The sequence below is a fragment of the Micromonospora sp. NBC_01412 genome (genome assembly GCF_045040215.1).
In the GTDB taxonomy this organism is placed as follows: domain Bacteria; phylum Actinomycetota; class Actinomycetes; order Mycobacteriales; family Micromonosporaceae; genus Micromonospora; species Micromonospora rubida.
This window is the reverse complement of sequence record NZ_CP109528.1, coordinates 5956548-5971237: the sequence shown is the minus strand read 5'-3', so window position 1 is coordinate 5971237 and position 14690 is coordinate 5956548. Positions and strand designations below refer to the sequence as shown.

Below are 14690 nucleotides of genomic sequence, written 5' to 3'. Positions count from 1 at the left end.
ACACCTCCTTCACCCCGAAACCTAGGGATGGAGGAGGTGACGCGAACCCTGGAAAACCCTTGCTCACCACGGCGCGCGGGGCTCGGCGCGTTCCTTGCCCTTCCGGGAGGATCTGTTCCCCACACTGGACGGCCCCACCCCGCTGCTCCCTTCACCCGTATTGAGGAACACCGCCCGGAAGTCGTCCGCATTCCGTACGGCTGCCTCGTGCGGCGTGGCCGGCTCCGGCTCGGGCGGTACGGGTGGTGTCGACGCCGCCGGGGCTCCGGACGGTGTGTCCGACGTCGTGGCGGAAGAGCCCGGGAGACCCGGTCCGGGAGGGCCCAGCTCGGTGACGGAGCGAAAACGGTCGACCACGACGTGGAACATCTCGGAGAGTTGCCTGTGGTAACGCGAGGCAGCGGGGCGGGAATGTGCCGGTGCCCCCGCCGGTGATGACGGGTTCGGCTTGACTGGCACAACGGACCTGAGCGTCTCGAGGGGGATACCCAGTTCCGTGGCGCTCTTCTCGTCGACCACCAGCTCGACGCTGCCGGCCCGCCTCATCGGGGCAAGGCCGGTCCCGGGCAGCCTGATCTCGTACTCGAGCATGGCGTAGACGAAGTAGACCGAGGTGTCCGCGCGCAGCCAGGCCCGATGCTCGATCCACGCGGTCTGGTCGGTGCCGACGGCTCTGCTCCGCTCCGCGCCGAAGGAGACCTGCGGCCCGACCGAGTTACCGGGAGCCACCTCGACACCGAGCGTGAAGGTGCCGGTCAGGTTCTCCCGATTGTTCTGGCTGCGGTTGTGGGCGACGAGATCGGTGCCATGGTCGTAGTTCTCCAGCTCGGCCTTCGCCATGTAGTAGAGCTGGCGGACCTCGCCGAATCTGGCCCGTACGCGGAAGCCGGCGGGCCCGGGGTCCACCACCTCGCTGGCGGTGGCCACCGAACGGAACCAGGCCCCCTGCTCGGTGAGCATCGCGGCGAGACTGCCCCGCATCGTCTCGAAGGTGAGCTGATCCGTGGCCGGCGGGACGGTCGCCGGATCGGAGACGCCGCCCACCCGGGTGGATCTCACCGCCTCGTGGATCACCCGTAGGCCGAGGATCCCCTCGACCAGAGCGGTGGGCGGTAGCACCCTCCCGAGCCTGATCGTGTGGTCCGGCATGGGTTCTCCCCGGGGGACCGTGCCCTCGTCGGGCACGCTGACCACATGGTCCTCGTCCACTGTGATATTCGACGATCGGAGCGGCATGTCCCGGCCCCGCACCGTGCTCATCAGCCTGCCGACGGTTCCGTCCACGACCCGGGTACCCAGACTGGTGATCTCTCGGATCGTCGCGTTGAACCGGACCGCCTGGGTGAAGTCCATCAGCTTGTTGGCTCGTAGCCCGGCCATGAACAGCAGGTTCGAGCCACGCGTGTCGGCCTGCTCGACCCGCCCGGTCCGCCCGCCGGTCACCGTCAGACCCCAGTGCCCGTCAAGGCCCCCCGGCTGTCCCCCTCCGGTGAGTCCGCCGGCCACGCCGGTCGAGGCGACGTTACGACGGGTGGCGTCGCGATAGGCGTTGCCCCGTTCGTAGACCTTGACGCCGTTTCCGCCGGGACGGCTGTCCCGGGCCGGCCCGACCAACTCGGCGGACATCAGCACCTCGAAGACCCGGCCACCGGCCTGGAAGGTCCAGGCCGCGCCTCCGTCGCGCATCTTCGCCAGGTACGGACTCAACCAGGAGGGCAGCGACCGGACCTGGGTGACCAGTTCAGGCTCACCGAACCTGGCAGCCTCCGCGGCCAACCTCTCGCTCAAGCCCCCGAAACCCGCCTCCGCGCCCCCACCGTTGAACAGCATCGGCCACATCACGGCCCAGGAGAGGCCGTCCTGGAGGCTGACCGGTGGCAGCTTCTCGGTGCTCAGCGAACGGGCCATCGGCGGTGTCGGGGCCGGAGCCTCGTCGGGGGCCGAAGCCTTTGTCTTCGGGACGGGGACGGGGTCGTTCAGCAGCTCGGTGTTGTCGAAGGCGTCCTGGTTGGCGAGGACATCGGTCCGCAGCACGTTGAGCCATACCTCACCGAAGGTCTCGACGAGGGCGCCGCCCGCCGTCTCGACCCGGTTGACGACCACTGTGCGAACGATCGCCATGCGGGTGTCCTGGTAGACACCTCGGTAGCTGCCCACCGTGCGCAGTGACGCGGCGCTCTCCCCCGTCCCGGTAGACCTGGTGACGGCGCCGCTACCGGTCAGGAACTCGGCTTCGTCGGGGCCGAGGGCGGTCGCGCCGCCTGTCCCCTGCGCCTGCAAGCCGTGCTGGCTCAGGCTGTCGTTGCCCTGCTCGTGACCTACCTGACTTTCGAGCACCTGCTGGGTGTAGGGGAGCCAATCCTTGACGACCTCCGGGCGGCCGACCGGGCGGACGGTCAAATCGACGACCTGGTCTCCGATCGGGATCGTCGCGGATGCGGAGAGCCCCCGCATCAGGACGGTCTTGTAGACGGTCGGCGTCAGGCCCTGCCAGACGGCGGTCGCCGGCAGACCCGTCATCCGGATCAGCCTCTCCTGCAGCACCCCGACACCCTGGACACCGATCGTGGTATAGATCGCCGCCGTCATGGTGGTCAGCACCGAGCGCATCCGCCGGTCGTCCAGGAGCCCGGCCGGCGGGTCGACGCGGGTGCTGATCGGATCCAGGGATGGATCGGGCTGGGCGGCGACGACATCGAGCGGTGCGAGGGCCGATTGGCCGGCGTCGGCGTGCAGGGCGTTGGGTTGCAGCAGGATCGCTGTCGCCGGAACCTGCGCCGGCTGTTCCAACGACGCCTGGCCATGATTGGCGAACCAGCGCCAGCGGATCCCCACCTCGAACTCCGAGCTCGGCATCTTCTGCCCGTCGGTGTCGGAGGTCAACGCGGTGGACTGGGTCCGGCCGAGTTTGTCGGTCGCCGACCTGGTGAGTTGGCCGCCAACCTGCCCCTGCCCCAGGCCATCGCTCCTGCCCGTTCCGCCGGCCCCGGCGTACCCGGAGAGGTCGCTGATCCGACTGCTCGCGCCCTTGACGGCCATGGTGTCCACGCTCGTGTGGCCGTACTGCACCTGGTAGTCGGTGGCGCGCTGGTAGGTGTCGACGCCGGTGGCCTCGGCCCACAGACCGATGGTGAGCCCTCGGGTCAGGGAGACCGGCTCCGCGGGATGCGAGAAGACCCAGGTGACGCCCGGTTGTCCCGCGTCGGCGCTCAACACGTCGTCGGCCCTGGCCCGCAGGGACTCCTCCGACAGTTGGCTGACGAGCAACCGCCAGTTCAGGTACGCCTGGCCCGGCTGGTTGACGTCCGCGCCGGTCACCGACAACCCCTGCAACATTTCCCACGGCGTCCTTGTCCCGTCACCCACCGCCTGCCTCGGCAGGTACCCCTCGGTGACCATGAGCGCGGCGATCTGGTTGTAGAGTTCCGGCACGCCGTCGAGACGCTTGACGAAGTCCATCGTCAGCCCGAAGCGAGGGCCCGGCGTCCACCATTTCGGGCCGGCCGGGGCCGAGCTGGTCGACGCCGCCGTGGGGTTCTCCGCCGCGCCCGCCGACCCGCTCCCGGGGTCGGCCGCCGCCGTGTCGTCCGACAACGACCGTAGGGCGTCCGAGTGCATCATGAAGTGCGCGAAGCCGTCGATGTTCACCGGGGCGGGGGCTGTCACCACGTCCCCGTGCCGGTGGTGGACCTCCAACTGGACGGTGAAGTCGGCCAGCACGACCTGCAACGGGCCACCGACCCGCATGGCCCGGGTCAACATGGCCCGGTGATGGCGAATGAGCTGGTCACCGCTGCGCTGGGTGAGCTGGCCGCGCCCGCCGATCCTGAGATACTGCTCGATCACCCGCAGGCTTCCGGTCAGCGTGCCGCGGCCCGACCGCGTGGCGTCCTGACTGAGCAACGTCTTGATCACGACGGCCAGCACCCGGTCGAACCGGGTCTCGCCGCTCCGACTCACCTCACTGATCTTGGTGACCGCGCGGACCGGTTGGGCCAGGCCGCCGGCAGTGAGACTGAGGCTCAGATGCCGGCCGTCACGCTGCAACGTCTGGCGGAACACCTGCTGGTAGTGGCGGTCACCACTACGGTCGGTCGCGCTGGATCCCCTCGCGGGCCGCAGGATGTCCCGCAGGCCGAGGGCGAGCTGGTCATTGGACAGGTATGCCTCGACGACAGGCTTCCAGAACGCATAGTCCTGCGGGCTGAGCGCCTGCCGAACCCCGTCCAGCACCGAGTCGGCGAGCTGCACCCTCGGCACCGCGTGGTCCAGGTTCCACACCGGGAACTGCTCGGCGCTCGTGATCGTCGTTGTGCTCCGATAGTCGGGGTCGATGTTGGACGACAGCCCCGGTCGCTGGCTCTCCGGCAGGGAGTAGGGCAACTGGAACTGCGCCACCGCGTAGCGGACCTGGTGCTCGCGCAACGTGCCCTGCACGTCGCGGAGACTGAGCTCCCGCCACCGGCCGGTCGCCCGGTCCTGGACCCGGAGCACCCAGTTGACCGGCAGGTGCACCCAGCCCAGGGGCTCCTTGATCCGTAACTGCTGGAAGTCCGAGGTGGCGTTGGCGGCGAGCTGACGCCGGCCCCTGGTGTTCACCCGACCGTAGGTCGCCGCCACGTCCGCCCGGCCGGCGCTGACCGTGCCTGGAGCACCGAAGCCACCCCGATAGGCCACCCCGACGTCGAGGCTGCTGCCCTGCGCCTCGGACCGCCAGATCGCGGTGTCCCGGTAGCGGTAGATCCGGTTCTCCTGCTTGCCGGAGAACCGGGTGCTGCCCGCTTCCTTGCCGCCGAGCAGGCTGGCCGGCTCCACCACCGGCTCACCGGCCGCCACGGCCCACAGCCGAACGTCGTACGTCCGGCCCCCCGCCGTCACGGACAGCGCCGCACCGTCGTCGAGCACCTGACCGAACAGCGAAGCCAGCGTACGGTTGACGACCTCCTCGCTGATCTGCCCCCCACCGAACGGCACGGCCCGGTTGATCCAGGCGGTCAACTCCGGCACGAACGGCAACTCTTCGATGGCGTGGAACGCGGTAACCATTCTGCTGTGGTCCTCCGCCACACCCTCCGGGTTCGGCCGGCTGCCCGGCTTCCCGTCCTGCCAGCGCGAGATAGCCAGTTCGGTGAGCTGCCTCCGGGTGACCGCACGATGGAACCGAACCGCGGCGACGGCCGCATCGATCCCCGTTCGGGGTGGACTGGCTGCCCGCGCGTCGCGTACCAGGGTGGCCAGCTCCCGCACCTCGGCCGCACCCACCGCGCCCTCCACGCCCAGCAGCTCGAGCGCCATGGGCCGGTAGTCGGACAGCCCGGTGTACCAGCGGTCCCGCGCGTCGGCATAGAGCAGACGTCGGACGTTGACCAGCCCGGCGAGGTCATCCTCGGTGACCGGGGCCGGCTGTCGCGTAGCCGGGGCCACAGCGGCCCCGGGCAACGGATCGGGATCAGGCGACGACGCCGCAGGCGGTGGTGCGGTCGGGGCAGCCGACACCTCTGTCCACAGGCCGTCCAACTCGGCCTGGCGCTCCGCCGGCGAGTCCGCCTGGCCCGGCGCCTTCTGGATGTCACGCGTGTGCCGGGCGGAAACGGTCTGGTAAACAGCGGACCTGCCCAACGCGGGCAGCTTGACGGTGACGGACCGGGTCACGCCGGCCATCCACGCCTGCCCCGGATGCCTCTCCCTCCAGTGCTGGCGCGCGTCGCTCTCATCAGCGACCCGCCGCACGTTCGCCCAGGTGAGGGCCGCCCGGTCACCGAGCTTGTGGCGAAGCAGATCCTCCAGGTGCTCCAACCGCAACGGCCCGTCCGGCCGGGCACCGTCGTAGACCTTCCCGTACCGCCGGTAGGCCGACTCGATCACCTGGTTCAGCGTCTCCAGGTTCCCGTCCGTGGGTTCGAAGGACTCGCTGCTCTCGATCAACAGGTCGCGGGCCAGTCCGCGCAGCTCAAGCATTCGATCGCGCGACAGCGGGGGATTGTGCCGCCACCCCTCGATGCTCTCGTCAAGAGCCCCTACGGCAGGCGAGACCTCGGTCCCATCAGCGAGCCGGATCCCTAGCGCGTCAAAGCCCGCACGCCGCGTCAGCGCGTCCAGGGTGACCGGCTCGTTGGCTTCGACCAGGGACATGACGTACCCGGTCAGGCGGTCCATGTGCTCTTCGTTCACCACCAGAGCGGACGGGTCGAGCGCCTGCTGGACCAGCGGCAGGAACTGGGCGTCCCCGGCTGCCTCCGGGTCAAGACCCAGTGCGCTGGTCCGCATCGGAAAGTGCTGGTACAACACGCTGCCGAGCAGGTGCCGGGCCCTCATCTCCGGCTCGTTGGTGGTCGCCGCCCTCTCGACAAGCGCGGTGGCGTTCCGCTGCGCGGTCTCCTGCCAGGCCCGCATCTGCGCGGGCGACGCGTTGACCAAGATCCGGGCAAGGGGGGCCGACGGCAGCTCGCCGGCCTGCCGGGCCTCCTCGATCAGCAGGTTGAACTGTCGCAGCGCGTCCGCTACCGCCTGGACCTCCGGCGCGTCCGGTGCGGTCAGCTCTTGGGCCTGGCGGAGCCGCATCCCCAGGACGGGTTGCATGGCTACGACAAAGGCCGCGTCAAGCAACTCGGCGTCGCTCGGCGTAGCCGTCGAGGCGGTCGGGACCACCGGCTCCGGCACAGGCTCCGGCTCCGGCACAGGCACAGGCTCCGGCTCCGGCTCCGGCACAGGCTCCGGCACAGGCTCCTCGCCGGTTCGGACCGGTCCCGCCGGCACCTGAACGGCTGGCATCGGCGCGTACCGGGTCCGTTCGGCGCGCAGAACGTGGTTATGGGCGGCGAAAAGGTCCGGCAGGCCCGCACGGGTTGACCCGGACAGCTCGACGAGACGGAGCAAGACCGTCGCGTTGGCCAGGGACGTCCGCACCTCGTCCCAAACCGCCTGGCCCGGGTCGCCCGTCGCCGCCTGGCCGTCCAGCGACTGTTCGAGCACACCGATCTGCCTACGCAACTCGGCGATGCCCGCCGGCAGGTCGAAGGTGACCTCCTCCCGGAAGTCGCTGAGCGCGTCCGGCGTCAGCGCACCGGTCACCGCATCTTCCACCGGTTCCCCGGCGCGGAAGGACAGCCACGTGTCGGGCCGGCCCGACGTACCCGCGTGCAGCAGACCACCGGCGGCGTACACCGGGCCCGGGGCAGCCAGGAACCAGACGCCCGGATGGGCATCGGCGACCAGGCCAAGCTGTTCGGGGAATCGGGTCGCCGCGCCGTTCAGGGCGACCACCACGGCCCAGGGGCGGTTCACAGCGATCGGCTGCATGACCAGTTCGAGGGAGTCGGCGAACCGCTGGGCGTTCACCTGGCCGCCCGGCCGGGTCACCACGCGATCGTCAACGACCACGATGAGGGTGTCCTCCAATGCGGACAGCAGGTCGGCGTTGAGGTACGAGGACGCTTCCGAGACCTGACCGTCGAGCGCCGGCGCGGAACCGCCACCGGCCAGTGCGACCTGCACCGCGACCGGGCGCCCCTCGACCGTCTGCTCGGTCACTTCGAGCACTTCGACCGGGCCCGGGCTGACCACGGCCGTCCCCGGCTCCCCGGCCCATTCGGACCAGGTCGGCCCGGCGGCAGGCTCCACCTGCCGCTGGGTGTGTTCCCCTTCGGCTCGCACCATCGCGCCGACCCGGTACATCGCCATGTCGAGGCTGCCACTGCCCAAACTCTTCAACGCGGCACCCCGCTCGGCGGGGAACAACCGCCAGGCCACCGCACCGTCAGACGTGAAGCGCGGTCGTCCCGATGCCAGGTCGAAGTTTCCCGCGGAGACAGCGCCACTCTCGCTGGTGTACACCTTCGCCGGGGCCGCCAGCACCTGAACCTCCAACAGGTCCCGCACCTCCTGCGCGAACGACCCACCGTTCGCATCCGTCTTGGCGGCATCGCACACCACCAGCGCCAGGGGACGGCCAGCCCAGCCCGGCACGCTACGCAACCAGCCGGCGAACCCGGCCGCGTCCAACACCCGGTCACCAACCTGGACACCACCTGGCCTGCCGTGCGCCACCACCGTGAACCACGTGACGCCGTCCGCCTCGTAGACCGGCAGCGAACCACCGTTCACCGCCGGATTCGCGTGGGCACCCGCCGCCGGCAGGTACCGACCGGCCGCGACCCCCACACTCGCCACCGCTGTCGATCCCCCGGGGACCGGGGTGACGAGCAGCGTCGCCGGCAGTCCGAGGGCTGCGGCAGCGATGGCGGGCACCAGGTCGTCGGCGTCATGCTGCCAACTGCCAGGTGTCCTGATATCCCTCACGTACCGCTGGTGAGCCGCCTCCCTGCTCTCGCCGTCGCGTCTCGCCACGAAGCCGGCCCACTTCGCCGCCACCGCACCCGTCACGTCAGCGAGTGCGAAGTCGGCCTCCAGTGCGGCGGCGACCCGTTCGCGGAGCATCTCCACCGTCGGCTTCTGCACCCCGAGCTTCGACGAGAGGTGCTTAGGGAAGGCACCGATCAGCGCGTCGAAGAGGTCGTTGCCCTCGGCGGCCACCGATGCAGGCCTGCTGCCCCGACCGGTCGACGGCTCGGTGCGCGGCGTCGCCCGGGAGGACTGGGTGAAGTCGGTGCTCGGGTGCTTCTGCCACAGCTCCGCCAACTGTCGATCCGACAGTCCGGCCGCGTCCTGCTCGGTGACCAGCTCGACGGCGGCAGGCACCGCTTCACCGGGGCGAGCCATGGCCCACTCCACCGCTTCGAGCAGCTCCTCGGCGGAAAAGCCGGACTGCGCCAACAGGGTCAGGCCCGCGCCCGGCCGATCCGTCTCCGCCGCCCAGGCGCGAAGCGCCGCCGGCACCTCGGACGATCCGCCGCCGGTGCGGTACAGCACGAGGGGGACCGTCCGTCCCTCCGGAACCCAGCCGTACACCGCCCGACTGTCCGTGTCGCTGACCAGGACCGGTGTGCCGTCCGACGCTGCCCGGCCGGAGCCGGACGGGGCCGGAGTGCCCCCGGAGTTCGCGTCCCACTTGGCCCAGGCCGGCACGGATCTCGACCGGGCCGGCCGCCGGGCCCGCTCGTCACCGGCCTGGATCCCGGTAGCCGAGGCAGGGACGCCGGCACGGTCCGGCAGGACCGTCGAGGAATCGCCAGGTGGGTACGACGCCGAGCGCGGCGTCGTACCGTCATCCGGGCGGACGCCGATGGATGGCGTCTCGTCCCGGACGAAGAACTCCAAGGTGACCCGGCGGTTGTCTGAGGCGGTGCCGCGGTCGGTGTGCGGGTCCGCCACCATCTCTTGCATCAGCACCTCGTCGGCGCGGATTCTCACAACGGTGCCCTGCAGTTGGGCAAGGGCCGAATCGAGTTCGGCGCGGAAGGCCGTAGCCGTGGACTTGGCCCGTTCCGCCGCGGCCATCCTGGCTCGCCTCTCACCGCGGAGTCCGACATTGGCATGGCCGGTGACCACGACGGTGGGCAGTGGCAACCCGTTGTCGGCACACCACAGGACAGACCGGGCAACCCTGCGGCCGGACCACCGCAACCCGCCGAGCGATTGGTCCGTGACGTTCCGATCACCCCGCTCGAAGTGGACCGTCACCGGGCCGATCCGGCGATGGCCGCCGGTGGTGACCGCGACCATCGGGTTCACTCTCGGAACAGTCGCCGAGGGTTCGTAGAAGAGGACTTGTTGCTCGAAGAAACTCTCCCCCGGCTCCCGGGTGTACATCCTGAAATACCACTGGTCGCCCGGCGACGGAAGCGCCGCCGCGGCGAGCATCGCGCTGCGGGCCCTGCTCTTCAGCCTCGCTTTCGCGGCGTCGTAACCGGTGGGCTGAAGGGCGGCGAGTGCCGCAGCAAGTTCCCTCCTGTTTCGCAGGCTTATGCCCTCGGCACCAGCTGGCCGCTGCGCCGGGTCGCCCGGCAGCGCGTCCAGATCACGCAGGCGCGCGTCCAGGTCACGCAGGGCTCTCTCCGGGTCCGCGCCATGGTCCGCCAGATTCCTTCTGATGGCCTCTTCGACCACCGACAGGATCTCCGCCCGGTGCGCGGCGTTCTCAAGGGTGATCTGGCTGCGGCCATCCGCGCTCTCGGCGATCACGGTGGCAAAGTGATATCCGGAACCCCCGATGTTGGTCGCCCCACGGGCCACATCGCGGCTGAAGTCCGGGTTGCCGTCCGGCCCCTGGGTGGGGATCGACACGGCAGCGTACGTCTCACCGGGGGCGGCCCAGGCGTGCTGATTGATGCCGATCCGGCTCGCCAGGTCGTCCATTCGCTGCCGGGTCGGTTCGTTCCCGGCCCGGTAGCTCAGGGCGGCACCGTACCGGTCGCCCGGCATCGGCCGACCGGCCCCCCCACCGATCTCTCGCATGTCCTGAGCCACCAGCGAGGTCGCCCACGTCCCGGTGGCCTCTGCCGGATCCTGTCCAGCTTCGACAAAATTTGCGAGCCCTTCGGCGAGGTGCCACATCCCGGTGATCTCGGTGCCATCCTGGGCATTGATGTCGGCCCACGCCGTTGTTCCATCAGCCTGGCGGAACAAAACCGTGTCGGCCACCTCCCCGTGGATCTTTCCGGCGAAGTCTCGGCAGACGTCACTGCGGGGTTCCCTCATCCGGGGCACGACCCGGTACAGTGCGGTCTCGGTGCCGTTCTCGTCGAGCAGCACCTGAATTCCCGACACCTCCAGCTCGATGTCGCCACCGGTACGACGCAGAGCGGCCTGAGCGGCTGTCAACACCTCCCCGCTGGCGAAGAACTCCCGCACCTCCATCGGGTTGGTGCTGCCCTGCACGGAACGGGTTCCGTTGATCGCCAGAGAAAAGTCGGCCGAGACCCGTAGCGGCGGACGCGCCTGCACAACACTCGGCCACTGTGGGACGAACACCGGGAAGGCGGTCGAGTCAGCGGGCTCCCGCTCCCCCACGGTGAGCGGCGACAGGGATTCAAACCGCATCCCGCCGTCAACGGAGCGGATGCTGTAACTGCTGGTCAACTGCGGATTGGGCGTGGGCGGACCGCTCGACTGAACCGCCCCGGCAATGGGCCCGAGGTCCGGCGAGACCAGGTCCGGCGTTCCTCCGCCGTCCGTTTGCGTTACGGCGGTTCCAGGCGCAGTCACCGGGCCGGCGTCCGCCACCACCTCGGTCATCGGTGTTTCGGATGCCACATGCTCATCAAGTTCGTCGAACACCTCATCCCCGAACGTCCGTGTCTCAGCCGGGATCGGCGGAACAACGGGCGGCCTGCTAACGGCCCCATCGTGGCCTGCCTCCACGCCGGACGCGGTGAGCAACGAACCATCGCCAATCGCCGGTTCCGCCCAGCGGGTCCAGACCGGACCCGTCGAGGGCGAAGAGACACCAACCGAGGCCGGCGCCGACGCCAACGCGTTCATCGTGTCGGCCAGACCCGCTACATGGGAAACCGGGGCAACGCCCTTGCCCTCCGGGAAGTACTGCCACGCCGCCCGAGCATCGCCCGACGAGAACGACACCCGCCCCGACGGCGACACCACAAACTCACCAACCAGCGCCGACCCGCCCGAATCCGACCACACCTCCATCGGCGCGGCCACCACCGGCACCCCCAACAGGTCACGCACCCGCGACGCGAACGACACCCCATCCCGGTCAGCCGCGCCCGCCCGACACACCACCAACACCACCGGCCGCCCGTCCCACCCGGGCATCCCCCGCACCGCATCGGCAAACCGCTGGGCATCCAGCACCTGATCACCCAGGTCAATCCCAACCGACCCCGTACCGCCGGGAACCGGCACCCCATGCCCCACCACCGCAAACCACGGCACACCATCCACCACGAACCTCGGCAACGCCGCCGCGTTCACCCCCCACTGCGGGCCGTCCCCGGCCCCCGGCAAATACCGACCTGCGGGCACCCCCACCCCCACCCCAACGGCAACCGGCGACGGCGACGGCGATGGCGATGGCGATGGCGATGGCGATGGCGATGGCGACTGGACCCCATCGGAGGGAACCTGGGCCGTCACCGCGGCCGGCTGACCCACCGAAGCAGCCGCACCCTGGATGGTCACCGGAGCAGCCGGGGCCGTCGTCGCGGTCACCGCGACGGGACCAGCAGCAGACGCACCCTCGTCCGATGCCACCGACACCAGAGCATCCGGCGGGACCACGACAGCCGCACCCGCCGTCGTGTCCACCAGGCCAACCGCATCAGCCGACACATTCACGGTGGAACTCGCCGTCGCGTTGGCGGTGGTGTCCGGGGAGGTAACCCCACCGGCCGCAACCAACGCCGCCAACCGCTCCTCAATCCGACGCTCGAACCCGACGCCGTCCCCCCGAACCGACCGCACCACCCGAACCACGCGGTCAGCCGGCAGCGCCCCACTCTCGGCCACCGCCTCAAGCCGGGCCAATACCTCACCGCGAACCCCCGCCACCACCGCATCCCGCAACGCGATCCGGTCAACAGCCGACACCACCACACCCGGCCGCGCCCCCAACCACCGATCAACCACCACCTCGACCTCGTGACCGGTGAACACATGCGCGAACAACACACCGGCCCACGCGCTCCCGCCCAATCCCGCCACCACACTCACATCGTCAGCGAACGCCTGCCAACGCGACTGCAACCCCCGCACCTGATCCGCCGAGTTCGGGACCAACGACGCCCCCGACACCGGGTCCACCGGAATCACCAACGGAGCGAAAGCATTGTCGAAATGCGTTTCCGCCTGACGCAGCCACTCCGCCCTCAAGTCCGCCGCCGACAACCCGAACAGGTCACCCCTCTGCGGCAGGGACCTGTCCAACAACCCCTCGAACCGACCCAGCTCCGCCCCACGCCACTCATCGAACAGCCGCTCCCGCGCCAAGCTCCCGTCAGCACCCAACAAGCCCGCAAAGTCCTGCTGCCCCAACCCCGACAACGGCGGCCCACCAACAAGCCCGGAGTCCGACGACACCCCACCACCGTCGGTAAGCCCACCAACACCCGTATTTGACAAGGAGTTCGAACCCGTATCAACCGGCACACCAGACTGCGACCCAGCTCCCAGCTCAGCGTCCACAGACGACCAGGCGACCCACCCGGCGTCGGGCGACTCCACCGAAGACCTCGGGCCCTCCGCAGCGAACCCCGACCCACCCGAATCCACACCCGAATTCGAGCCCGAGTTCGAGTTCGAGTTCGAGTTGGGAGCCGAACCCAGGTCCGAGCCGGCGTCCACATCCGGAGTCCGGACCGGGCCCACCCCCAACGACAGTTCCCCATCAGGAAGCTTCTCCTGATACGTCGGCACCGGATCTGCATCAGCCGCCGCCTCCGGCGACAATCCCGACGCGTCCACCGGCCCCGCGCCCCCACCAGGACCCTTCGGCAGGTCCCCGAACAGGTCCGGCGGCGGCCCCAAGGTCACATCCGCACCGAACAACCGCCCCAACAAGTACAACAAACTGTTATCCGTATAAATGCGGCGGCGACTCAGGCCCTTCATCGGGTGCTCAATCGCACCCTCCACCGCACCCGACAACAGGCCACCGACAAACCCGCCACGCGGCCCCACATCCGCATGACCCTGTGCAATAGCATCCGCAATCAGCTCCGGCAGACCCTCAGCCAGGGAGTTCTTCACCACCGTGCCCAACCAGCTCTTACCGAACGGCAGCCGCCGCATCCAACCCAACGACCAACCAATCGCCCCACCCAGCGCACCAATACCCGCCATGAACCCGGTCTTCTGCAGATCCCATTCCTTCAAGTCCCGGGTTTTCAACACAACCACCTGGAAACCCTGGACCGCTACATCCAGAGCCACCATGAACAACGCACCCTGCACCACAGCCAACACCAAACGCTTCAACAGACGCAACACGACCTGCCGGAACGTCTCCACAATCGGCGCCGCCGCCGCCGACGCCGCACCACCCGACATCACCGACAGAAACAACAACTTCATCAACATGTGCAGGAGAATCACCGCGAAACCGATAATCATCAGCTTCGTGTACTCGATCTCCAAAGCGACCTTCTTCGCACCCCCCGCCACGTCATCAATCGCCTTACGCAGCTTTGGCAACACTGCGCCGGCACCACCGCTGATCCGCAGCAGGAACTCCTGCGCCGCCGACAACGCCGGCCCCTGCCCAGCCGCCTCCAACTGCGCGACCACCGACCGCAACTGCCCCTCCAACGGAGCAAGGTCCTCACCAAGCCTCAGCCACACCTCCGCCAAGGCCCGCATGCCATCCTCATCACCCTTCGGCCAGTTCTCCCCCACCAACACAAACGTGACCCACTCAAGCCCCTCCGGCGGACCTGGAATACTCATCGCGCCACCTTCCGCAGGGCCACACCGGGCCAGCCAGACAAGTCGAATCGCCCCACGGCGGAACGACGACGGGATCCCCCGTCACGAACCGACACCGCCAAACACTGAACGCGGCAACGGCCAGCAGGCGCCTCAAGGCACGTACACAGAGGCCGGTGAGCGTTGCTGTGCTGTTTCCACGCTGCTACGACTACGCATCCCGGATCACCGCGGTTCACCCAATGCCGAGTCCCCGCGTGCACCAGAGCGCCGGTGAGCTGCACGTACTGGTCCCGTGTCCAGGCTGCTACGGCAACGGACGGGGGCAGGAGTAGCGGTGATGTTCCCGTCAACGACATGAGGGCGGCTGCCTCCCGCCAAGGAGGACAGCCGCCCGACGACGCCCGGCC

The 14690-nt window shown here is 69.3% G+C and carries 1 protein-coding gene; it reads right to left on the bottom strand.

Going from position 1 to position 14690, the window contains the following annotated elements; genetic code table 11:
* Positions 1 to 63: 63 nt before the first annotated feature.
* Positions 64 to 14301: a hypothetical protein gene (locus OG617_RS26300; RefSeq protein ID WP_405095614.1), complete on the bottom strand. Its 14238-nt coding sequence runs from the start codon at positions 14299 to 14301 to the stop codon at positions 64 to 66.
* Positions 14302 to 14690 lie beyond the last annotated feature (389 nt).

Bases quoted from the DNA above. Each gene is read 5' to 3' on its own strand.
- OG617_RS26300 (WP_405095614.1), bottom strand. From the start codon at position 14,301: ATGAGTATTCCAGGTCCGCCGGAGGGGCTTGAGTGGGTCACGTTTGTG.